This is a genomic window from Nitrospirota bacterium (assembly GCA_004296885.1).
Lineage (GTDB): Bacteria > Nitrospirota > Nitrospiria > Nitrospirales > Nitrospiraceae > SYGV01.
In genome coordinates, this window is the sequence record SCVN01000020.1 from 14855 (window position 1) to 39348 (window position 24494).

Sequence of the window (24494 nt, forward strand, 5' to 3'; positions counted from 1 at the left end):
AGGAGTGGTGGTGCGAGACGTGATGTCATCGGTCATGCGAATGGTAAGGCCGGCTTGTTTGTTACTGGCGCTGCTTGTTCTCTTATTCTGCGCCGCACCCTCCTATGTGCTTGCGCAAAACTCCTCCGAATCGGCCCAAACTGAGACCCCGCGGGACATCTATTACAAGACCGGCGGAGTGCCGGTTGGGCCGCCGGCTCCGGCTCAAGACGAGGCTCGGTACCCGCGGTATGGCTCCTTCGACAACCGGACCTTCGTCTGGTTCGTGACGCAACAGCATACCTATTTCGGCGGGTTTGTCCTGGCCCTGCCGATCTTCTGCGTGATCATCGAGTTGATCGGCCTGTTTACGCGCGACAAGTCGGTGGCGGCCCGGTATGACTGTCTGGCCCGCGACTTCCTGCGCGTCTCGCTGCTGGCCCTGTCCCTGACGGCGGTGGTGGGAACGCTGATGCTGGGTATGTTCATCTGGCTCTATCCCAGCTTCATGCGTTACATGGGCGGGACCTTCAAGGCAATGATGCCGGTCTATGCGCTGGTCTTCGTCGCGGAATCCGTTTTTCTGATCGCGTATTACTATAGTTGGGACCGGATGGCCGCGCCGGCCTTGAAGTGGCTGCACGTGTCCCTTGGCGTGGTCGTGAATAGTCTTGGGGGGGTGCTCCTGCTTCTGGCCAATGCCTGGGCGGCGTTCATGATGGCACCGGCCGGTGTGGACGCGCAAGGGCGCTACCTGGGCAACATGGCGCACTTGCTCCACTCCGCCTTGTGGAACCCGCTCAACGTCCATCGGTTTCTGGCGGACATCATGTCGGGCGGCGCGGTGGTCATTGCCTACGCGTCGTACCGATTTTTAACCAGCAAGACCGACGAGGAACGGGCCTACTATGACTGGGTCGGGTACGTCTTCCTCTTCGTCACCGTCTGTGCGCTCCTGCCCATGCCCTTCGCCGGCTACTGGCTGATGCGGTCGGTCTATGCGTTTCGGCAGAGCATGGGGGTGACGATGATGGGCGGGCTGCTGACCTGGTTGTTCGTCGTCCAGGCGCTGCTCGTCGGAGTCCTGTTCCTGGGGATCAATTATTACCTCTGGCAGAGCATGGGGCGCATGAAGGGAGGGGAGCGTTATCAGCCCTACTTCCAGCACCTGGTCTGGGCCCTCATGGCCTGCCTGTTCGTGTGGCTGACGCCGCATACGGTGGTCATGGCTCCCAGCGAGGTCAAGGCCATGGGCGGGGCACAGCATCCGGTGATCGGCAACTATGGAGTCATGTCCTCAAAAAATGGCGCGATCAACGTCATGATCTGCCTGACAGCGCTGAGCTATATCTTCTTCCGGCGGGCCAACCGAGCGATCACTGTCTCCTGGGAAAAAACAGGCAATATTCTGCTCGCGGTTCTGTTCGTGACGGGCATTATGAATATTATCTGGCTCTCGGTATATGGGTTCTACCTGCCTGCCAGTGTGCGGGTGGGTCTGTCCAGCCCGCAAGCCTTCACCACGTTGACGGTGCTCGTGGCGGGACTGCTGATCAATCGGAGCATGATGCGGGGCGCGAAGGTCCATGGACCGATCGAGTGGGGGAAGATCTCCGTGCGCGGCATGGTGGCTCTGTTTGGACTTGCCGCGACCTTCACTTGGGTCATGGGCCTGATGGGCTATATCCGATCCTCGGGACGGCTTTCCTGGCACGTGAACGAGCTGATGCCGGACTTGTCTCCCTGGGCCTATACTCCTTCGTTGGGCTTTGCCGCAAAAATGGTGACGCTGAACATGGTGGTGTTCTGGCTGACCGTCCTGTTGCTCTTCTGGATCAGCAGCCGGGACCGCCGGGCCGTCCCCGTGACGGGCCTCATTCCGCAGAACAGTCGGCCGATCCTGCCCGAGGCGCGCGAGGCGCAGCCGTCATGATGCGGTTCGTGTTGGCGGCTTTGGTCGGCGTTTTGTGTCTGCATGTATCGTGGGCGGGGCTGGAAGCCCAGCCGGCCGGGCAAGCGGTGCTGGAAGATTTCACTGCGAAAGACGCCGACGGGTTTCCGAAAGAATGGAAGGCCCAGCATGGGGAAGGAAAGGCCAGGCAGAGTTATGTGGTGCAACTGGACGGCACACAGCCCTTCCTGGCCGTGCGCAAGGCGGATCAACGGATCTATAAAAGGAATATCTCATGGGCTCCGAAGGCCATGCCGGTGCTGACCTGGCGCTGGCGGCTGAAGGTGGCGCCGGCCGGGGCGGAGCCGATTGCGGCGGTGTTCGTGTCGTTGGATACGGATTTGATGGTGATTCCCGTGTCGAACAAATATGTGTGGAGTTCGACGAAGGCGAAGGGCACGACAACGGAAGGAGGGATGTTCGGAGCATCCGAGATCATCCTTCGGTCCGGGCCACAGCCGATCGGAGAATGGATCGAAGAACGCGTGAACGTTTACGAAGACTTCAAGCGTATCCACCAGCATGAACCGGCCGGCAAAGCCTGGGGCATTTCCTTGCAAGGCGGGCCCGGCGTAGAAGTGGATTTCGGTTCCTTGACCGTGTCGTCCCCCTAGCGGTGCTTCTGAGGAACATGTGACTTCCAGGGACGCCATGTCTCAAGCCTCATCCCGCAAGATCATCGACATGCTCTTGGGTGCGCTGGTCATGGGAACCGTGGGCTCGTTGCTAGGCTTGCTTATGGGGGGCGGGGTATTGCCGATTGCCATCGGGATCGGCCTGGTCATGGGAACGGTGGTCGGGCTCTTCGGGGGGCGCCGATTTCTGATCAGCATCCTGATCGGGACGATCCTCGGAGGCATTTTGGCCTGGCTGCTGGCCGGGGCGGAGAAGATTTCAGTCGGCGCGGGGGCTGGGGCGGCGATGGGCGGGTTCCTGGGCGTCCAGTACTCCATGCTGATGGACATGTGGGCCGAGCGCAAGCAGGTTGCGGTGCAAACGCAAGCCCCGTCAGGCGAGAACCAGGAGGCTCCTTGAGGAACTATGGAAAATAGAGGCGTCTTGATCGGGGCGATCGTCTTTGTCTTTGCCTCCTTTATCTTGATGATCGTAGCGCTGGTCTACGAGTCGTACCGAGCCAAGCAGCAGCGTCTGCTGGTCGAGTCCATCGTCGTGGAGAGCAAACCGGTTGCCCAAGCGGCGCCGCGGGACTATTCGATTTATAAGACGACCGTCGGCGACGACGGTCGCGAGATGGTCCAGATTCCGGAAGGGCCGTTTACGATGGGGAGCAAGGACGGAGATCCGGACGAGGCACCCGAGCACCAGGTCTACCTGGGGACCTATTATATGGATAAAAAGGAAGTGACCCAAGCCGAGTATGAGCGCTTCGTCAAGATGACCAAGCGTGGCAAGCCGTTCATTCCGGTGTTTGAAGACGACCAGGCGAAGATTCTGAAGCCGGAATTGCCGGCCATGGGTATGTCTTGGGCCGATGCAGAAGCTTACTGCAAGTGGGCCGGCAAGCGGCTGCCCAGCGAGGCGGAGTGGGAAAAGGCCGGCCGCGGTGAGGGCAAACGGCGGTACCCTTGGGGTGATGACTTTGGATCGGGCCATGCGAACGTGGATGGCGACGAGGACGGCTTCAAGTACCTGGCCCCGCCAGGATCCTTTGAATCGGGACGCAGCCCATACGGGCTGTATGACATGACGGGGAACGTGGCCGAGTGGGTTGCCGACACCTATGGCGAGCAGTATTATCAAAAGACGCCCTATCGGGATCCGCTCGGTCCTGAAGACGGGCAACACAAGGTAATCCGCGGAGGGTCTTGGCGGGAAACGTATCACAATGCGCGGCTCTCAAAACGCTTTCAGGCCAAAATGTGGAGAACCGACACGACGATCGGGATCCGATGCGCCAGGGATGCGGATGAGCCGCGTGCTGACGCAAAAAAAGTCAAAGGCTAGGCTCGCCGCCGGCGTAGTGCTGACCGTCTGAGGTCTATATTCCGAGCCATGCTGGAAACCAAGTTCAAAATCGCCTTTCTGCTGGTGGTCCTTGCCTTTACCAGTTTTCCCGTCATAGGGATTTTGCGAGGCACGACGCCGCCTCCGGAAGCTCCTCACGTCCCTGGAGAAGACTCGGCTCCGGCCCCCTCCGCATCCAGCCAGTCAGATTCCAGCGAGCTGCCGATTCCTGAAGAGATGGCCCCGATTCCAGCCGGCCCATTCCTGCGGGGCACCAAGGCGGGGGGCTATGACGAGCAGCCGGAACGGACCATATACGTAGACGCCTTCTCCATCGATCGATACGAAGTCACCAATGCGCAGTATCAAGCTTTTGTCGCTGCGACGGGCCATCGGAAAGCCGCGCCTCCGTCTCGCTATGCCAAAAATATCAGCCGCATGAAAGGAATAAACCAGCCTGCGACCTACGTGTCATGGGAAGACGCCGATGCCTATTGCCGGTGGAAGGGCAAGCGGCTGCCCACCGAAGCGGAATGGGAGAAAGCCATGCGCGGTGTGGATGGCCGGCTCTGGCCGTGGGGGACCGAGCCGGATCAGTTGGCGTTCAACGGAGGCTCGACTCAGGATGGGTTCGACGTTACGGCGCCGGTGGGATCGTTCAAGCGGGACGTCAGCCCGTTTGGCGTAGCGGATGGAACGGGGAATGTGATGGAATGGGTTGCCGATTGGTATGGGGAAGAGGCCTATCGCGACGCAGTCGATCGAAATCCCGCAGGCCCCGAACATGGGGTATTTCGAGTAATGCGGGGAGGCGGGTATACAAGTGTGGGGACGGACGTGCGGATTACCAGCCGGAGCAAAATGGTCCCTGATTTTCGCGATGAAACGATCGGCTTTCGTTGTGCGGTTTCCGGGTCTGGAGAGGTAGGCGTGGCTAAGCCGACAATAAACAGAAAATCATAGAAAATCAAAGTAATAGAGGATCAAAAACACGGCCAAAATTATATTGACAACCATTCCGGCCAAAACTATAATGTCGAACACTTTTGAATTTTTGCTCATCGTTTGCCCTCATCAGTAAAAACGACGAAGAGAGCAATAACATAGACTTAGCAGCCTGTCAAGACGCTGGCAGGCGATCATTGTTATAAGCGGAACGCGGACCGTCAACCAAGGTTGTAGCTGAGGAGAGAGACATGGGAGAAGCAGTCGCAAGCGCACCAGGTAAGCCGGATAGCGAGTTGAAGGTCAAGATCGGCAAGATGATTTTCTACATCACTTGCGCGGTGGGTCTCTGGTTTTTTTATTGGTTTGCGGGCATCCAGTGCCCCTGCTAAGAAGTGGTTCTTAATCTGATCTGGTGTGCCACGCGGGTGATATGGCGTGGCAGGAGGAGAGGGGAGCAATGAGCGCGCTGAACAATCCCGTCATCGCTGTGATCGTATCCGTGATTATCGCTGTGGGTTATTTTACGTTCGTGGATCATGCTCTGATGGACATGCAGGGTTTGGACTATTGGTATCTGTTCCGGAAGTAATCGCAGTCATCATGACGCGCCGCACCGACGTAGGGCGAGAGCGTCTGGTTTCGGGCGCAGGCTTGTTTTGCAACCATCTCGTGTCAGCTTTTGTTTAAGGAGGAAGCCATGGGCAGTTTGACCAGAAAGAAGACGCTGGCGATCATGGCGTTAAGCGCGATGATTGGCCTCCTTCTCCTGCCGATCGTGGTCTCGGTTCCTGCGCTTGCAAGCGGGGGCGGGGCTCCGGCTGGTGGGCCTCCCCCGGACGTGGTCAAGAAAGAAGGGGGCGAGGGGGATAAGGACAAGAAGATCGAGAAGGCGCGCGACGTCTATTACAAGACTGAGGGGATCGTGTCCGGACTGCCGGCTCCCAAGACAGGAGACAACGCAAAGGACTATCCGCGCTACAACTTCGAGAGTCGGGTGCTTCTCTGGTTCGCCAACCAGCAGCATCTTTACTATGGCAGCTTCGTCTTGGCGGTGCCAATTTTTTGTATGGTCATCGAGTTTATGGGGGTGATGACGAAGGATAAGGCGATGGCTAAGAAGTATGACCAGCTCGCCTACGACTTCATTAAGATCAGTTTGACGGCCTACTCGTTGACGGCAATCCTGGGCGGCATTCTGATCTTTACCTTCCTGACTCTCTATCCGGCCTTCTTTGGATACCTTTCGAGCATCTTCCGTCCGGTCATGCACATCTATGCCTTGATGTTTGTAGCCGAGAGCGGCACCCTCTACATCTACTACTACGGTTGGGACAAGATGAAGGAGGGGTTCTTGAAGTGGATTCACCTCAGCATGTCAGTGATCTTGAACGTGATCGGGACGTTGCTGATGTTCCTGGCCAATTCCTGGATCGGGTTCATGATGTCCCCGGCCGGTGTGGATGAGCAGGGGCGCTATCTGGGAAACATCTGGCACGTGATCCATACGGCGCTCTGGAATCCGTTGAATGTGCACCGGATCTTGGGCAATATGGCCTTCGGTGGCGGCGTGGTGGCAGCCTATGCGGCCTATCGGTTCCTGTCTTCGAAGACCGACGAAGAGCGGGCCCACTATGACTGGATGGGCTACATTGCCATGTCATTGGGTGTGGCGTTCTTGATCCCGTTGCCCTTTGCCGGCTACTGGTTGATGCGCGAAGTGTATGCCTATCGGCAGCAGATGGGTATCACGCTGATGGGCGGCCTGCTCGCCTGGCTGTTCATCATTCAGGCGACGATGATTGGCATTCTGTTCCTAAGCACCAATTACTATCTCTGGCAGGCTTTAGGACGGATGCGCGGCGCCGAGCGGTTTCAGCGCTGGATCAAGTACTTCGTGTTCCTCCTGGTGTGCGGTTTTCTGGTGTTCATTACGCCGCATACGATGGTGATGACTCCGGCTGAACTGAAGGCCATGGGTGGGCAGCAGCACCCGGTGTTGGGTAACTACGGGGTCATGTCCGCGAAGAACGGCGGCATCAATGTGATCATCACGACAACCGTGTTGACCTTCATTTGGTATCAGCGCGGAAATCGAGTGCCGAGCGTATCCTGGTCCAAGTTCGGCAATATCTTCATGGGTGTGTTCTTCTTCTTTGCCTATGTGAATATTATCTGGTTGGCCATTTACGGCTACTTCATTCCGGCCAACGTCCGGGTTGGGTTGTCCGTGCCGCAGGTGGCGACCACGCTCTCCTGCTTGTTCTTTATGACCGCGCTGAACCTTGCCATGTTGAAGGGGGCCAAGCAAATCGGGCCGATTGAGTGGGGTAAGATCTCTGTGCGGTCCCAGTACGCCATAATCATGCTTGCCACGGCCTTCACCTGGATGATGGGCCTGATGGGCTACATCCGCTCCTCGGTGCGGTTGTTCTGGCATGTCAATGAGGTCATGCGCGACAATTCCCCTTGGGCCTACACGCACACGGTGGGATTCGCGGCGAATATGATTTCGTTCAACGTGTTGTTCTTCTGGATCAGTATCATGTTTGTCTTCTGGCTCGGTGCGTTGGCGGCCAAGAAGGCGCCGGTGGAAGCCAAGGCGCCGGTTCACGGAAGCGCGCCGCAGCCGGCGGTTGGGCACTAACGTTCTTCGGCCTTTCAAGGCTTGCAGGGTGTCCTCCCCGGCGTAGACCGGGGAGGAATCCGAGGAGGGTGTCACGTGGTCGAGTTAATTCAGGCAGCGTTGGACATGGGGTGGCCGCTTTTGGCCTTTCTCGCCTGCTTGCTCGTCTATTTTCAGATGAGCATCAGCGATCCTGTGAAAAAGAAGCAGGCGACGTTCAAAACGTTTATCGGCATGATGGCGGCGTTTATGTTGCTGATGGCCATCGCCAACTACAAGATCAACTTCTTCGCCAATTCGCGCCTCCTACCCGTCTCCCTGGCCATGATTACCGCGTTGGCCTTCATGATGGGCATCTACTTCACCAATATCGGGGCGCTCTTCAAGATTGGCGGGTTCATGTTCTTGGTGGCTGCTGGCCTCTCGGGGTATGGGAACTGGCTGCCCCAGGTGGAAGGCGGATTCCCTCCGCCTGAGGTAAAGCTGGACTTCGGGAGCATGTCGTCCCAGCAGCTGGCTGACGAAGGGGAGAAGATCATCTTTGGCGGGATCGGGCAGAGCAAGGTGCAGGGTGCGATCGGCAAGGGCCAATGCCCCCTCTGTCACGGTTTCAACGAAGGGTTCTTGAGCGAGCGAGCGCCGAACCTCTGGGGCGTTCCGGATCGGGCCAAGACCAGACTGGATGACCCACGCTACCACAAGGGTAAGCCGGGCGATCGTGACTCGGAGCAGAAGGAGGCGTTCCCTGGCTCTGGAACGGCTGAAACAGGACAGGAATATATCGCTGAGTCTCATTCCTGTCCGAGTTGCTTTGTTGTCGCCGGATTCGGAGTGAAAGGGACGAACGACAAGCAGAGCCCCATGCCGGCAATCCACAAGCCGCCCATCTCGCTCTCGCTGGGCGAATTGGCTGCCGTGGATACCTGGATGTACATTCGCGAAGGCAAGGAAGCGCCGTCCTTCGAGGAAATCACTAAGGCCTACGAGAAGTTTATCCCGGAGGCGGACCGTCCCAAGCAGCAAGAGGATAAGCCTGCTGGGGCTGGTGGTGGTGTGTTGGCGACGGGCGAGGAGCCGGTGGATCAGATCTTCCAGAAGGCCACCTGTGTGGCTTGTCATACGATTCCCGGGATCGCTGGCGCGGTGGGGACCATCGGTCCGAAACTGGTGGAGGGGACCAATGCCCCGACCAGGATCAAGGACCCTGCCTATAAGGGTACGGCCAAGTCGACGCGCGAATACATTACGGAATCAGTCATTAATCCCAGCGCATACGTGGTGAAAGGCTTCCCGGACAATACCATGCCCAAGGAGTTCGGTAAGAAGCTGAGTGCCGGTGCGCTGAACAAGATCGTGGATTACCTCTCCCAACTGCAAGAGGGGAAGGAGCCTCCCAAAGTATCTTAATGGCCAACGCCGATTAGGAACGGGAGTGTAAGAAGGAGAGCCGGACGATGAAGGTATTAATCGGGTCAGTGCTTGGAGGGCTGGTGGTTGTGCTGATTGCACTGCTGGCCTTTGGTGTCCTTCCAGCCACGTCCCTCAAGCTGGTGGAAGGGTTCATGCCGATGCAGATGTTGTTCGAACTCGCCGTTAGCGTGGCGATTTTCGCCGCGATGAGCTACATGCTCAGCGCGGGCGGCATCCAGTTGCCTCGGTTCTGGCAGGGGATTCTCTTCTGGACGTACATCATCCTGTACCTGAAGTTTAGGGTGTATCCTCCCATCCCCTTCAGCGTGCGCGCCATGTATGGCACCGTATCGCTGATCGCCGTGTTTATGTGGATGTCCAGCAACGAAGACGATTGGAAGAAGTTCAAACAGCCGATCATGAACGTGCTGGATGCTAATACCGGCTTTCACAAGGGGCTGCGCACGGCCTACCTGATTCTGCTGCCGATCCTCCTCTGGGGGTTCTCGTACAGCTCGTTCTTGCCGAATCTGGATGAGCCGGTCGAGTTACGTACGGTGCATCCGGCGCCGCCGGCCAGCACCAAGGTGCACGGGAAGACCTTCGTGCTTCAGACGTCCCAGAACCCCTACCGGGTCAATCCGGAAGGGAAATACGACCAGGAATACTCCAACGCCAGGATTGTCGAGCAAGCGATGGGACGGCTGATGAAGCCCGACGCCAATCCTTGGGATCCGAAGGCAGAGGGCTATTTGAAGTATGTGCGCGAAGGCGGGGAGATTTTCTTCCAGAACTGTCACTTCTGCCACGGTGACAATCTGAACGGACGCGGATTGCACGCCTTTGCATTCAACCCGATTCCGGCCAACTTCACCGATCCGGGCACAATCGCCCAGCTCCAGGAGACCTTTATCTTCTGGCGTGTATCAAAGGGTGGGATTGGGCTGCCGAACGAAGGATTCCCCTGGGCCTCGGTGATGCCGCCCTGGGAGCAGCACTTGACCACGGATGAGATTTGGAAAGTCGTTCTGTTTGAATACTGGCACACCGGCTATTATCCGAGAACTTGGGATTAATCCCACACATCATTTCGGTGAAGGGGTATAGCTATGAGGCATGTGACGAGTAAGGTGCTCTTAATCGCGATTGCAGCCCTGGGGATCACGATGCTCTCCGGCAGCGCAGGGGTTTCAATCTTTGCGCAAGAAGGAGGCGGCGTCCCCGAGGGCTTCAAGAAGGGTGAGCTGGCGCCGCTCCCGTCCGCGGAGATGATCGAAGCCGGCAAGCGAGTCTATTTCACGAAGTGCGTCTGGTGTCATGGTGTGGATGGGGCTGGCGATGGGCCAGCCGCCGACCGACTCTGGCCTCGCCCGCGCAACTTCAACCAGGGGACGTTCAAGATCCGGAGGACCGCCAGCGGCGAGTTGCCGTTGTTCGATGCCAAGAAAGCGGTCGAGGCGGAAAACGACTTGTTCGCGACGGTGACCCACGGCCTCCCCGGATCGGCCATGCCTTCTTGGGAAGGCATTCTGACCGAGGAGCAACGGCTGCAGGTCTTGTCGTTTGTGACGACCCAGCTCATCAAAGACCGCAAGTTCGACGACAAGGCGACGGAGACGCAGACCGTCCTGCAACTCGATGAGATCAAGCCGATTCCAGTCAGCAAGGAGAGCCTGGAAAAAGGCGCCCAGTTGATCGTGGACAAGAAGTGCATCGAGTGCCACGGGGTCACCGGGCGGGGGGACGGCAACGCGTTCAACCTGAAGGATGACTGGGGTTTCCCGATTCAGCCGGCTAACTGGCACAAGTGTTGGAACTTCCGAGGGAGCCGCCAGGATCCGTACAACATCAAGAACATCTTCCGGACGTTCTCCACGGGGGTGAGCGGCACACCGATGCCGTCATTCGCGGACAACACGACGGTCGAAGAGCGGTGGCACATTGCCAACTTCGTGAACTCGCTCTGCGAGCGGGACCCCGAAGGGAACCCGTTGCCGATCGATCCGCTGACCGACAAGCCGAAGGTAAACTTCGTGATCCGGTCCGGTCCGGTGCTGGAAGGGGAGATCTCCGACGATCCGGAGAACGAGATGTGGCAGAAGCGTGAGCGCCGGATCGTGTTGTTCGGCGGGCAGATCACGCACAAGCCGAGGAATTTCGTCAACCGGATCGACGACGTCTGGGTCAAGTCTCTGTACAACGATAAGAACATCGTGTTCCTGTTTCAGTGGGATGACCGATCCAAGAGCGTGGCCGAAGGGAAGCTGCCTTGGCAGCCCACCGAAGTGAACGTGGAGAACTACGGGGTCAAGGAACAGGCGCCGAAGACCGGCGAAGGGGATTCGATTGCCGCTCAACAGAGCAAGTATCCGGTTTACAACGACGCCTTTGCGTTCCAGTTCCCGGTGAAGTGGCAGGAATTGCCGGCCCCGATCAAGCCGCGCTACCTCTGGGGCGACCAGAAGTATCCGGTGGACATCGTGAAGTGGGAAGCCAACGGGACCATCAAGGCGTTTACAGGAACCGGCTGGGACCAGGACTTCCAGGATCGGGACGATTATACCGAGAAGCTCAAGGTCCTGAAGCAGGAGTGGAAGGATGGTCGCTGGACTTTGATGGTCAGCCGGCCCATCAAGGAAGACTATGACGAAGACACTTACTTCGAGATGGGCAAGTACATCCCGACGGTGTTCTTCGCGTGGGATGGGCACAACGGGGATGCAGGCCGCAAGATGGCCGTTTCCGCCTTCTACTACACGGTCTTGGAGCCGCCCATTCCCAGAGAGACCTACATCTATCCGACCCTGATCGCGATCGGTGTCGTGATCCTGGAAGGGTGGGTGTTGACTCGTCGGGCCAATAAGAAAAAGGGTAAAGTCTAGCCCGTAAGGGAAGACAAGCCTTGGAAAGGGGGTGGGATGGCCCACCCCCTTTTTTTTTCTGCAGCAGTCGATGTGTTTACAGACATGAGTTCTACAATAGGGCAGATGACCGGTCTGTTGCTGGCCGGGGGCAAGAGCCGCAGGATGGGGCGGGATAAGCGGTTTCTTGAGCTCGGGGGGCGGACCTTGCTGGAGCGGTCCCTGACCGTACTGGAAGGTCTGTTCGACGAGGTGATTGTGTCTGTGGCCGAACCCTTGCCCGAGTTAAAGGGTTTGCACGCCAGAGTTGTGACCGATTTGATCCCGGATTGTGCGACGATGGGGGGGCTCTATAGCGGACTCTCTAGCGCGAGCCATCCGCGCCTATTCGCGGCAGCCTGTGATATGCCCTTTCTGGCGGATTCGGTGATCCGCCGTATGGCCGATCTTGGGCAGGGCGCCGATGTGGTGATGGTCCGCCTGGCGAACGGGCTCCAGCCCATGCATGCGATTTACTCCAAGGCCTGCCTGCCGCACTTGGAGCGGATGCTCCATGCTAAAAGTCTGAGGGTACAGGACCTGGTTTCGATTTCTGATCTCTCCGTGAAGATCCTTTCAGAAGAGGACATAAGAGCAGCAGACCCGCAGCTGCTCAGCTTCCTCAATGTGAATCAGCCGGCCGACTTGGAATTCGCCCGCAAGCTGTTTGCCGGGAAGCAAGGGGCGGCACGTGAGGGCTCATAAACCTATGCGGCGATCTCTCTTGCTGATCCATCCCGGAGCTCTTGGAGATGTGCTGTTGGCCCTCTCTGCCATCCGCGCGATCCGGGCGGCTTTCCCGACGCACGAGTGCGGGCTGATTGCCGGAGAGCAAGTTGGCCGGTTGCTATTTGCTTGTGGGGAGGTGGACCGGCTGTTCCCGCTGGAACAAGGCAGTCTGGCCGGGCTGCTGGCTGGAGCCGAATTGGTGGCTTCAGGCCTGCGTTCCTGGCTGGACAAGGCTGATTTGGCCATGGGGTGGATGAAGGATGCAGAGGGGAGCCTTGCGGCGACCCTCTACGCTCTCGGGGCTGGGAGAGTTATCATTCGGAGCCCTTTTGACGCCGGCTGTATGAACCTGCACCAGGCGGACCGGCACCTTGAGATAGTCGCCTCGATGGTCGGTGAAGAGCGAACGGCAAGGCCGCTGCGATTACCGGAGGCTATTTTGCAAGCTGCCACGGCTAGTTTGGCAGAGGCGGGAGTCCGGAAAGAGCAGATGCTCGTAGCGGTGCATCCGGGCAGCGGGAGCCCTCACAAATGTTGCGAGCCCGGATGGTTTGTCAAACTGGTTGCGCAGTTGCAAGCTCTTGGCGCCGTACCGCTCTTGCTGGCTGGACCGGCTGATACAGAGCAGGTCCAAGCAATCCAACGGTCCTGCGCAGCATCGCCCTTGGTGTTCGGGGGACAGGAGTTGATCTCGGTGGCAGCATTGATGGCTCAGGTTGCTCTGTATGTCGGGCACGATTCGGGGATCACTCACTTGGCTGCCTGTTTGGATGTGCCGACGATCGCACTCTTCGGGCCGACCGACCCAGAACGATGGGCTCCCCGTGGCCGTCACGTCGAGATCTTAAGCGGAGCCCCTTGTCTCTGCAACGAGTGGAACAGGGTTCAGACTTGCACCGAGAAGCGTTGCTTACAGGTACCGATCGAACAGGTGATCGAGAGTTGTCTTGGAGGACTTCGGGCTAGAGCGAAAAGCACGTCCGCAGATCAGTTTCGCAGTTCCTTGTCTTGTCATGCCTGAGAGGTTGTGTTAGATTCACCCGCTGGTTTTTTGCTAGACAAAAGAAGGAGTTCGGCCAGGTTGTGTCTCACGATATTGTGCAGGAAAAAGTCATCGACGCCCTCCAGGATGCCTTGCAGGAAGCCAAGCGCAAGGGGCAATTAAGAGTGGAATCGATTCCGACCCTGACGCTGGATCTACCCAAGCGGCCGGAATGGGGCGACCTGGCTTCGACGGTGGCCATGAGTCTCGCGCCATCCGAACGGCGGGCTCCCTATGATGTCGCCCAGATCATTCTCGATAATATTGTCAGGCGCGAGGTGTTGTTCGATCGAGTTGAGATAGCCAAGCCCGGCTTTTTGAACATGACGGTCAAGCGCGACCTCTGGTTGGAGGTATTGGCGGAGATCGAAGCGCGAGGGCAGGCCTATGGGCGGACGACGATGGGTCAGGGGCGACGCGTACTGGTGGAATACGTCAGCGCGAACCCGACCGGGCCCCTCCACGTCGGTCATGGGCGTGGGGCTGCTGTTGGACAGGCGATTGCCAAACTGCTGCAAGCGACAGGCTATGAAGTGGTGCAGGAGTACTATATCAATGACGCCGGTCGCCAGATGAAACTGCTTGGAACATCTGTGTATGCCAAGTATCTGGAATTGCTCGGTCGGCCCGTGTCGTTCCCCGAGGATGGGTATCGCGGCGCCTACATTGAGACGGTGGCTGCGCAGGTGCGTGAGCAGGCGGGGGAGTCGCTGCTCAACCTTCCGACCGAACAGGCGGAGCAACGGTGCCGGGAGCTGGCCTACAAGGATTTGCTCGAAAAGATCCGACAGGATCTCCGATCCTTCGGCATCGAGTTCGACGCCTGGTTCAGCGAAGCTTCCTTGCTGGCGTCCGGGGGGGTTGAACAAGTGCTGGCCGATCTCCGCGCGCGCGATTTGCTGTTCGAACAGGATGGAGCCTGGTGGTTTCGGTCATCGTCATTTGGCGACGAGAAGGATCGGGTTGTGCGGAAGCAGGAAGGGGACTACACCTATCTGGCGTCGGATATCGCCTACCATCGGGATAAGCTCCAGCGCGGTTATGATCTGCTGATCGATGTCTGGGGCGCGGACCATCACGGGTATATCCCGAGGATGGAAGCGGTGGTGCAGGCCTATGGCTATCCCAAGGAACGGCTACGGGTGGTCCTCGTCCAGATGGTCAATCTGCTGCGCGGGGGCCGGAAGGTGGAAATGTCCAAACGCGCCGGCGAGTTTATTACCATGCGCGAGGTGATGGACGAGGTAGGCGCGGACGCGGCCAAGTTTTTCTTCCTGATGCGCCGGTCGGACACGCATCTGGACTTTGACCTGGAATTGGCCAAGCAACAGTCGGCAGAGAATCCCGTCTACTATGTCCAGTATGCGCACGCGCGGATCGCGAGTCTCTTTCGGGTGGCCGAAGAACGGGGTTTGCCGGTGCCGAAACCGAGTGCGGCGGACTTGTCGCTGCTGCGTGACCCGGATGAGTTCGTGCTGATCCGGAAGCTCTCAGCTTATCCGTCCGTGGTCCAGGGCAGCGCGGCGGCTCTGGAGCCCCACCGGTTGACCTTCTATCTGCAGGAGCTGGCCGGCCTACTGCACACATTCTACTTCAAGCATCGTATCATGCCGGTGGCCGCGGATCAGGACGTCGCCGAGGCCGCTGCGTTCGTCAAAGATGCGAGCGAGATGGGCAAGCAGCGGGAGCAAGTCAGCCCCGGCTTGACGGGAGCCAGGTTGGCGTTGATGTATGCCGTGCAGCAGGTGCTCCGCAACGGCCTGGAGCTCCTCGGGATCTCCGCCCCCGAGCGGATGTGAAGATGGCCTTCGACTATGCTTGAGTTCACAGTGCAGCAGACGGATATGGGCGGATCGGCGCGTGTGGGTGTGCTCAAAACGGCCCATGGGACGATCGAGACCCCTGCGTTCATGCCGGTCGGTTCCCTGGGGGCCGTCAAGGGGATTGGTCCCGAGGACCTGGCGGGACTCGGATTTCGATTAATCCTGAACAACGCCTACCATCTGTACCTGCGTCCGGGGCATCGGGTGATTGAGGAACTGGGAGGATTGCACTCGTTCACGGGCTGGCCCGGGGCGATCCTGACCGACAGCGGCGGGTTTCAAGTGTTCAGCCTGGCGAAGCTCTGTCGGGTGACGGACGAAGGGGTGACATTTCAATCCCATGTGGACGGCTCTTCCCATCACATTACGCCGGAGCGGGCGATCGAGATTCAGGAGGCCTTGGGGGCCGACATCATTATGGCGTTCGATGAATGCGTGGCGCTTCCGTCTTCCCGCGAACGGGTCCACGAGGCGTTGCAACGGACGGGCGCTTGGGCCCGCCGTTGCCAGGCGGCGCGGCGCCGATCCGACCAGGCTTTGTTCGGGATCGTCCAGGGTGGGCATGACCCGGCTCTGCGCGTCGAGTCTGCGCAGGACTTGGTCTCGCTGGGGTTCGACGGGTACGCGGTCGGAGGGCTCTCCGTAGGGGAAGAGAAGTCCGTCATGTACTCGATGCTGGACGCAACCGTTCCTGAATTGCCGGCCGGGCGGCCCCGATATTTGATGGGGGTCGGACTGCCGGAAGATTTGGTCGAAGGAGTGGCCAGGGGCATCGATTTGTTCGACTGCGTGGTGCCGACCAGGCATGGGCGTACCGGTTGGCTGTTCACGGCCGATGGGCGGGTGCTGATCAAGCAAGCCCGCTATGCCAAGGACGAGCGCCCGATCGATCCAGCCTGTTGCTGTCCGGTCTGCCGGAAGCATTCGCGGGCGTACTTGCACCATTTGTTTGGAGTCAAGGAGATGTTGGGGGTGCGCCTCAACACCTTGCACAATTTGTATTATTTTGCCGACTTGATGCGGCAAATCCGCTCCGCCATTGCTGCCGGCTCGTTCGCTGCGTTTCGGCGGGAATTTCACGCGAAGCGGGAAGCGGCCGGCGTCGTCGGAGCGGACGATGCGGCTGATCGTGGTGGGATCGAAGAACTAGCAGCGGTGCAGGAGGGGAAGCGGTGAGCATGATGGCATCAGTGGCCTGGGCACAGGGAACGCAAGGCGGCGGCACAGGTCCGGGATCCTCGTTGCTGTCGCTGGTGCCGTTCGTACTGATCTTTATCGTCTTTTATTTTTTGCTGATTCTGCCCCAGCAGAAGCGCCAGAAAAAATTGAAGGCGATGTTGGAGGCGCTCAAGAAGGGCGATAAGGTGGTAACGTCCGGCGGCATCTGGGGCACGGTCACCAATTTGGGCAAAGAAACGGTGACGCTGCAGATCTCGGACAATACCAAGATCAAGGTTCAGCGGGAATCCATTTCCCGGCTTCGGGCGGATGAAGAAGAATAGCGAGGATTCCGTCAGGCGGGGCCGTTTCAACGATTGAGGGACGAATGAAGAAGGTCGGCGGACGATTTGCATTGCTGGGCATCGTACTGGTGCTTTCGGTGGCGTTTTTTCTTCCCTCCTATCCTCGGCTGTATCAGGCCCTGCCTGACTGGTCGAAGAAGGTCCTTCCGACCAAGGGCATCACCCTGGGCCTGGATCTGCAGGGGGGGATCCATCTGGTTCTGGAGGTCGAGGAGGAACGGGCGGTGGAGATCGCCGTGGACCGGTCCGTCACGGCCATGCAGGATCTGCTGGTCGACAAAAAAATTCCCGTCGAGTCGGTTAAGCGGACCGGGTCCTCCCAGGTCACGCTTGCCTTTCAGAACGCGGATCTGAAGACTCAGATCCAAAAACTTATGGAGGATTTCCCTTCCTTCTATGAGTTGGAACAGAAGAGCACGGGCGGCAGTCTGGTTTATGAATTGCGCGAAGGGGAGATTAAGCGGATCAAGGATTCGGCCATCAACCAGGCCTTGGAGACGATCCGGAACCGGATCGACCAATTCGGCGTGGCCGAACCGCTGATCCAGCGACAGGGACTCAAGCAGATCGTCGTCCAGCTTCCGGGCATTACCGAGCCGAAGCGGGCGAAGGATCTGATCAAGGAAACGGCGCTATTGGAGTTCAAGCTCTTGGACGAGTCCAGTAAGTTGGCCATGGATCTGCCGCAGCGAATCCCGAAAGGCAAGGAAGACGAGGTTCTCAAGCAGATCGCCGGACAACTTCCGGAAGGGGACCAGATCCTGTTCGAGAAAGTGATCGAAAAGGACACGGGCCGAGAATTCCGCACGCCGTTCCTGGTCAAGAAGCGTGTGATGCTGGCCGGGGATGTGCTGAGCGATGCGCGCGTTTCGATCGGGCAGTTCAACGAGCCCTACGTGTCGGTGACCTTCGATGCCAAGGGCGCCCGGGAGTTCGAGCGCATCACATCCGAGAACGTCAAGAAGCGTATGGCGATCGTGCTGGACAATACCATCTATTCCGCCCCCGTCATTCAGGAGCGAATCAGCGGAGGGCGGGCGCAGATCAGCGGCACCTTCACCATGCAGGAAGCCAACGATCTGGCGATCGTGCTCCGGGCCGGCGCCTTGCCCGCCCCGCTGAAGATCATCCAGGATCTGACCGTCGGCCCTTCGTTGGGGCGCGACTCGATCGAGAAGGGGGTCCGTGCCACCCTGTTCGCGGGCGGCTTGGTCGTCCTTTTTATGATGGTCTATTACCGGCTCTCGGGCGTCATCGCCGATTTCGCCTTGGCGTTGAACCTGATCTGCCTGATCGGGTCGCTGGCCGGATTGAATGCAACTCTCACGCTGCCCGGCATCGCAGGGATCATTCTGACCATCGGCATGGGAGTGGATTCCAACGTCTTGATCTTCGAGCGTATCCGCGAAGAGTTGCGGCAGGGTAAGCCGGTACGTCTGGCGATCGATGGGGGCTATGACAAGGCGTTGCTGACGATCATCGACTCCCACGTGACCACCTTAATTACGGGCCTGGCGTTGTTCCTGTTCGGGACCGGGCCGATCAAGGGGTTTGCGGTCACGCTCTGCCTGGGGATTGCAATCAACCTGTTCACCGCGCTGGTCGGCACGAAAGTGGTCTTTGACACGTTGAATCAGCGCCGCAAAGTCGAACAATTGAGCATTTAGCGGTTTCGTCCGAGCTGCGAGAGGGGAATGCATGTTCGAGATTTTGGGGAAGACCAATATTGATTTCATGGGCAAGCGGAAGATCGCGTTTGTTTTTTCGGGCGTGCTGGTTCTGCTGGGCATCGTGGCCGTGATTCAGATCGCCCGGGGAGCCGCCAACCTCGGGATCGACTTCGCGGGCGGGACCGCCGTGCAGTTGAAATTCGACCAGCCCATCCCCATCGACGAGGCGCGCAAGGCGCTGGAGTCAAACGGGCTCGCCAATGCGGACTTACAGGAGTTCGTCGAGGCCAACAAGCTCCTGGTTCGGGTCAAAACCTCGACCACCATCGAGGAAAAAGTAGCGGACCGGGTCGTTGCCGTCTTCACCAAGGAATTTCCGAACAACAAGTTTGTGGTGGACGCCTCCACAGAGATTGGCCCCACGATCGGGCAGAAATTACAGCAGGATGCGTTGATCGCTATCCTGGTGTCCTTCCTCGGCATTATTCTGTATATCGCGGCACGCTTCGAGTTCCGCTTCGGCGTGGCGGCGGCACTCTCTACGTTTCATGATGTGCTGGCCGTGCTGGGCGCGTTTTATATCCTGGACAAGGAAATCACCTTGCTGGTCGTAACGGCCCTGCTGACGCTGGCCGGGTATTCGCTCACGGATACGGTTGTCGTGTTCGACCGGATACGCGAAAATCTCCGCGTACGCCGTCGGGATAACATGGAAGCCGTGATCAACAACGGGATCAATCAGGTCTTGAGCCGGACAATCGTAACCAGTCTGACGGTTGTGTTGGTGCTGATTCCATTGACCCTGGCCGGGGGCGAAGTCCTGCACGACTTTTCTTTGGCGCTCCTTTGGGGAGTCATTTTCGGGACCTATTCCTCGGTCTTTGTCGCCAGCCCCTTGCTGCTGATCTGGCCAGGCCGGGAGGGGCGGCTGCTCAAGCGAGGGTAGGAGGAAGTTTCATGTTACCTTTGCTTGACATTCAAGAGAAGCCGAATGAAAATGAGCACATAGAAAGGATGATTTGTTACCTAAATGACAGCCTGGAGTCGGTCACACAGTCTCCAGCGTAAGATCATTACGGCCATCGTAATGGTCGGTCTCCTGCCTCTGAGCCTCTCTCTCTTCCTGACCTACGTTGAAGAACGCCGCGCTCTCCGTGAGAGTGTCGGAGCCAATTTCAAGGAATCGGCAGTAGAAGCGGCGCGCCGGGTGGAAATGCAGGTCACCCGCGGTCTCAGCGAAGCGCAACAGCTGGCTGCGACCCCGTTCCTGCGGACGGCCGTGACCGAGGCCAACCGAGGCTATGCGGACAAAGACGAGGCCAGCATCCAAGCCATGATCAAGGACTGGCAGCAGCAGTGGCGTCAGCGGGAGCGCCGCAACGAATTCCCTCTGTTCATCAATCGCATCGTGACGAATTACCTGATCCGCTGGCATGACATTCGGCGCTCGGACTACGTGGGGATTTTCGTGACCGACGCGCGCGGAGCCTTGGTGGTCAGCTCGATTCCCCAGGTGGAATATTACTATGGCAAGAGTGCTTGGTGGCGGGCGGTATACAGCGGCGGGACCGGGCAGCAATACGTCGGCGAAATCTACTTCGATCCTTCTTTCGGCACCCATGTGCTGAATGTGTCGGTGCCGATTCTCGATGACGACCAGCGGGCTGCGGTTGGAGCTGTGACGGTCCTGTTGCGGCGAGACTCGCTGTTCCAGGCGGTGGCGGAGATCACGGTCGGCCAGACGGGACATGCGATGTTGTTGGCTTCGGACGGGACGCTGTTGATCTGTCCGGTCCTCCCCCCCGAGGAGCATTCGGTGACCCCGGCCTTGCTCCAATCCGTCGCCGATCTTCAGGCCGGATGGGTTGTGGCCGCCGATGACACGCATGGCGGTCGCGAGGGCATTGTCGGATTTTCTCCTGTCCGCTTGGGCGGCAAGCTCGCTCCGGGAAGCCTCGATGGAAAACGATGGCTGACCGTCGTCCGGCAGAACCCGGAAGAAACCTATGCCCCGTTGAACCAACTGGTGATCAAGGTCGCCGCCTACGGGGTCTTGGTCTTCGCCCTGCTCTGGGGCACGGGCGTGCTTGCGGCTCGGCGGATTGTCCGCCCGGTCCAGGCTCTCCACGAAGGAGTCAAGCGGATCGGGACCGGCAATCTGGACCAGCGGCTGTCGCTGCAGACCGGCGATGAAATCGAGCAACTGGCTGAGGCGTTCAACGGGATGGCTGCGAATCTGAAGGCCTCGTTCACCCAGTTGGAGCAGCGGATGGCGGATATCCGCAGGCTGGAGGAACGGTATCGAGATCTGATCGAGAACTCGCCGGAGATGATCCACCAGATTAACAAGGCGGGGCAGTTCGTGCATGTCAATCAGACCGAGCTGGACAAACTGGGCTATAGCCTGGAGGAGATGTTGGCGATGCGTCTGTGGGACATCGTCCCGCAGGGACGCGGGCCGGAAATCCTGGCCTACCTCGAACGGATGGTGTCGAAGGGGCGGTCCACGATCGAAACGGTGTTTCTGAGCAAAGACGGCCGGCCGATCGACGTTGAAATCCACTCCACTGCGCTATTCGACACCGAGGGCGGGGGCCTTGTGTACTCTCGTGCATTTGTGCGGGACATCACCCAACGCAAGGCGTTGGAACAGAAGGTCCAGCGGCATACAACCCAACTGGAGCAGGAAGTAGCCGAACGGACCCAGCAATTGTCGCTCTCGCAGAAACGGTATAAGGCGCTCTTCGACCTGGCAGCGGATCCGGTCTTCATGGTGGAATCAAATGGCTGCATAATGGCGGTCAATCAGCGTGAAGAGCGAGTTCTGGGCTATCCGGAGGCCGATTTGATCGGCCGCCCGCTGCTCAATCTGATCTCTTCCCACCATCAAGAACTCACGCGTGCCTTGATGGAGAAGATCGTACGAGGCGAGCAGCAAGTGCCCACGGAGGAAATCGAAGTGGTGGGCCGTGACGGTGCGCCCATGCTGGTTGAGATGGACCTGATTCGGATCGAGGACGGCTCTGCGGTCTCCATCATGGTGCAACTCCGGGATATTACGGAACGCAAACGGTTGGAGCAGCAACTGCACGAGTACAGCGTGGAGCTCGAAGCCAAGGTCAAGGCCAGGACCAGGGAGATAGAGGAAACCAAGACTTACCTGGAAAATCTTCTCGAGAACGCGAACGATGTCATCTATACGTTGGATACGGAGCAGCGGTTCACCTATGTCAACAACAAAGTCGCCGCCTGGGGTTATCGCAAGGAAGATCTGATCGGCCGCCCTTACCTCTCGTTGCTTTCGAAGCGACACCGTGGGCGTCGTCTGAAGAGTACGCTGGATATCGGCGCCAAGCAGGTCTATGAGGTCGAGGTGCTGAGTTGTTCGGGGGATACGCGGACGGTCATGGTGAGCGTGTCGCCGCTTCACGATCCGGACGGCCGTATCCAGGGCGTCCTGGGTATTGCGCGGGACATCACCGACACCAAGAAGCTGGAGCAACAGATACTCAATACCGAGAAGCTGGCGTCGGTTGGAAAGCTCGCCGCCGGTGTCGCCCATGAGATCAACAATCCGTTGGGCGGAATTCTCAACTGCTTGTACAACTTGCGCAAGGGGACGCTGTCGCCAGCCAGGCAGGAGGAATACGTGGTCTCAATGGAAGACGGGCTTCGGCGGGTCCAGAAGATCGTCCGGCAGTTGTTGGACTTTTCCCAACAGCACGAACCGGAGCTTTCTTCCACGGACATCAATGCGGTCGTCGAGCGTGTCTTGGTGCTCACCGAGCATGTCTTTGTGGCCGGCCAGATCCGTCTGGACAAGCAGCTCCAGGCAGATCTGCCCGCTTTGATGGTGGATCAGCACATGCTCGAACAGGTCTTGATGAACTTGGTCCTGAACGCGACTCAAGCGATCAAGGGCGGGGGAACTGTCACCATCCGGACCCGGGTCGTGGGCGAAGCCTGCGTGATCGAGGTGCAAGACACGGGTTGCGGCATCCAGCCCCATGTCTTGTCGCGTATTTTTGACCCCTTCTTTACGACCAAGGGCGTGGGCGAAGGAACCGGTTTGGGCCTGTCCGTCAGCCTCGGGATCGTGGAACGGCATGGCGGCCAGATTCTGGTCGAAAGCGAGGTGGGGCAGGGAGCGCTGTTCACCGTGTCGCTTCCGCTTGTACGGGAACGGGTCGCGACAGGGAGGATCGCATGAAAGCTCCGTCGGTCTTGATCATCGACGACGAGCCCCTGATGCGGCTCTCGATGCTCGATGCGCTGAAGGCCGTCGGCTATGACGTGCGTGCGGCGGCTACGGGGCAGGAGGGCCAAGCCATCCTCGCCTCCAACACGTTTGACATCGTGATTACCGACCTTCGCCTGCCCGGGTCGGATGGATTGTCGTTGCTCCAGGTGTGCAAGCAGCGGTCGCCACGTTCCGAGGTGATCCTGATTACGGCGCATGGCTCGGTGGAAACGGCGGTCGAGGCGATGAAGCTGGGCGCATACGACTACGTCACCAAACCCTTTGGGATGGACGAGCTGTTGTTGATTGTGGACCGGGTTTCGAAGGTGTTGGCGCTGCGCCAGGAAAATTTGCAGTTGCGCGAAGAGCTGGAGGGACGGTTCAGCTTCGAGGGTATTCTCGGGAAGAACGATCGGATGCGGGAGGTACTGGAGAAGATCCAGCTGGTTTCGGCTACGGATTCAACCGTGCTGATTGTCGGGGAGAGCGGGACCGGGAAAGAACTGGTGGCCAATGCGCTGCACCGCAGCAGCCCGCGCCGCGATCACGCACTGATCAAGGTGAGCTGCGCGGCCTTGCCGGAGACCTTGCTGGAGGCGGAACTCTTCGGGCACGAAAAGGGGGCGTTCACGGGTGCGCTCAAGCAGCGGAGGGGCCGTTTCGAACTGGCGCACAAGGGGACGCTGTTCCTGGACGAGATCGGCGAAATTTCTCCCGTAGTGCAGGTGAAGCTGCTGCGCGTGTTGCAGGAGCGGCAATTCGAACGGGTGGGGGGGAGCGAAACCGTCGAGGTGGATGTGCGGCTCGTCTGTGCCACGCAGAAAGATCTCAAGAAAGAGGTGCAACAGGGACGGTTTCGGGAAGACCTCTATTATCGCCTCAACGTCGTCCCGGTGATCTTGCCCCCGCTGCGCGAGCGTCGGGAAGATGTGCTGTTGATCGGCGAACACATGTTGCAGGCCCGCGCGGCGAAAACAAGTAAGCCCGTGAAGGGGTTTTCCCAGCGGGCCCAGGAGCTCTTGCTCCGCTACTCGTTCCCGGGCAACGTGCGCGAATTGGAAAACATGATCGAGCGGGCGGTCGCCCTGGGGCGTCCGGAGGAGGATGTACAGCCCTGGGATCTCTGCGGATTTTCCGCGTGCCCCTACTTGGGCGGGACGCAGCAGGAGACCTGCGGGTTTTGCAGCGAGGGTTTGACCGGCAAGCGGGCGACCAGCGCCATGCTGGACTCGCTGGCTTCGGCCAGAGAAGAGTTCGAGAAGGACTATATCCTGGCCGTGCTGGAGCGGGTCGGCGGAAGCCGGACGGAAGCGTCGCGGTTACTGGGGCTCTCCCGAAAAGCCTTGTGGGAAAAGTGCAAGCGCTATGGCATCCCCTCCGCGCGTAGCGAGGCGGACGACGAAGGCGAGTAGTCGCTAGCAGGGTAGCGAGGCCCTCGCGTCCCCGCCTCTCGAAACGACCCTTCCGGGCTCTGCCGGGCGGAACTCCTTCGGAAATTCCTTCGCGGACTCAGTCAGTTTCCGCTTTCCTTCCCGGCAGAGCCTCGGTGGGTGCCCCGCTTCTCCGGCAATGTCCGCTCGGCCTCGCCACCCCACTTTTGAGAATGAAAGGCGACAGGCTTGTAGCGGCCTGTCGCCTTTCTATTTTTATTAGCGGCTGGAAGGGATGAACTCGGAGGCGTTCGGCATGGC

The 24494-nt window shown here is 59.0% G+C and carries 18 protein-coding genes; all 18 read left to right on the top strand.

Features of this window, described 5'->3' with window-relative positions:
• Positions 1–4 precede the first annotated feature (4 nt).
• The 18 genes from EPO61_12270 to EPO61_12355 all read left to right on the top strand — a co-directional run bounded on the left by EPO61_12270 (position 5) and on the right by EPO61_12355 (position 24215).
• On the top strand, positions 5–1912 hold the full coding sequence (locus EPO61_12270) for a hypothetical protein (protein TAJ07701.1): 1908 nt from the start codon (positions 5–7) through the stop codon (positions 1910–1912).
• Positions 1909–2544, top strand: a complete 636-nt coding sequence (locus tag EPO61_12275; GenBank protein ID TAJ07645.1) for a DUF3047 domain-containing protein — start codon at positions 1909–1911, stop codon at positions 2542–2544. The genes EPO61_12270 and EPO61_12275 overlap by 4 nt, the downstream gene beginning before the upstream one ends.
• 37 nt (positions 2545–2581) lie before the next feature.
• Positions 2582–2965 carry a hypothetical protein gene (locus EPO61_12280; GenBank protein TAJ07646.1) on the top strand — a complete coding sequence of 128 codons (384 nt, stop codon included), beginning with the start codon at positions 2582–2584 and terminating at the stop codon, positions 2963–2965.
• 6 nt (positions 2966–2971) lie between these two features.
• Positions 2972–3895 (top strand): hypothetical protein, encoded by a 924-nt coding sequence (locus tag EPO61_12285; protein TAJ07647.1) that lies wholly within the window; start codon positions 2972–2974, stop codon positions 3893–3895.
• 48 nt (positions 3896–3943) lie between these two features.
• On the top strand, positions 3944–4858 hold the full coding sequence (locus EPO61_12290) for a formylglycine-generating enzyme family protein (protein TAJ07648.1): 915 nt from the start codon (positions 3944–3946) through the stop codon (positions 4856–4858).
• A 682-nt stretch (positions 4859–5540) separates the two neighbouring features.
• On the top strand, positions 5541–7487 hold the full coding sequence (locus EPO61_12295; protein ID TAJ07649.1) for a hypothetical protein: 1947 nt from the start codon (positions 5541–5543) through the stop codon (positions 7485–7487).
• 75 nt (positions 7488–7562) lie between these two features.
• Positions 7563–8873, top strand: a complete 1311-nt coding sequence (locus EPO61_12300) for a c-type cytochrome (protein ID TAJ07650.1) — start codon at positions 7563–7565, stop codon at positions 8871–8873.
• A 47-nt stretch (positions 8874–8920) separates the two neighbouring features.
• Positions 8921–9952: a cytochrome c gene (locus EPO61_12305; protein ID TAJ07651.1), complete on the top strand. Its 1032-nt coding sequence runs from the start codon at positions 8921–8923 to the stop codon at positions 9950–9952.
• Positions 9953–10042: 90 nt separating this feature from the next.
• Positions 10043–11758 carry a c-type cytochrome gene (locus tag EPO61_12310; protein ID TAJ07702.1) on the top strand — a complete coding sequence of 572 codons (1716 nt, stop codon included), beginning with the start codon at positions 10043–10045 and terminating at the stop codon, positions 11756–11758.
• Between the two features lie 36 nt (positions 11759–11794).
• Entirely contained in the window at positions 11795–12481 is a 687-nt protein-coding gene (locus tag EPO61_12315; GenBank protein ID TAJ07652.1) for a molybdenum cofactor guanylyltransferase, read from the top strand.
• Positions 12482–12485: 4 nt separating this feature from the next.
• Entirely contained in the window at positions 12486–13526 is a 1041-nt protein-coding gene (locus EPO61_12320; GenBank protein ID TAJ07653.1) for a glycosyltransferase family 9 protein, read from the top strand.
• Between the two features lie 62 nt (positions 13527–13588).
• Positions 13589–15346, top strand: coding sequence for an arginine--tRNA ligase (locus EPO61_12325; protein TAJ07654.1), 1758 nt, complete (start codon positions 13589–13591; stop codon positions 15344–15346).
• 15 nt (positions 15347–15361) lie between these two features.
• Complete coding sequence (locus tag EPO61_12330) at positions 15362–16546, top strand: tRNA guanosine(34) transglycosylase Tgt (GenBank protein ID TAJ07655.1); 1185 nt, start codon at positions 15362–15364, stop codon at positions 16544–16546.
• A gap of 2 nt (positions 16547–16548) precedes the next feature.
• Complete coding sequence (gene yajC / locus EPO61_12335) at positions 16549–16872, top strand: preprotein translocase subunit YajC (protein TAJ07656.1); 324 nt, start codon at positions 16549–16551, stop codon at positions 16870–16872.
• Positions 16873–16916: 44 nt separating this feature from the next.
• Positions 16917–18560 carry a protein translocase subunit SecD gene (gene secD, locus EPO61_12340; protein ID TAJ07657.1) on the top strand — a complete coding sequence of 548 codons (1644 nt, stop codon included), beginning with the start codon at positions 16917–16919 and terminating at the stop codon, positions 18558–18560.
• Between the two features lie 31 nt (positions 18561–18591).
• Positions 18592–19509 (top strand): protein translocase subunit SecF, encoded by a 918-nt coding sequence (gene secF, locus EPO61_12345; GenBank protein TAJ07658.1) that lies wholly within the window; start codon positions 18592–18594, stop codon positions 19507–19509.
• 84 nt (positions 19510–19593) lie between these two features.
• The gene (locus EPO61_12350) at positions 19594–22773 is read left to right on the top strand and encodes a PAS domain S-box protein (GenBank protein TAJ07659.1); all 3180 of its coding nucleotides are present in this window, start codon (positions 19594–19596) and stop codon (positions 22771–22773) included.
• Complete coding sequence (locus EPO61_12355) at positions 22770–24215, top strand: sigma-54-dependent Fis family transcriptional regulator (protein TAJ07660.1); 1446 nt, start codon at positions 22770–22772, stop codon at positions 24213–24215. The genes EPO61_12350 and EPO61_12355 overlap by 4 nt, the downstream gene beginning before the upstream one ends.
• Positions 24216–24494 lie beyond the last annotated feature (279 nt).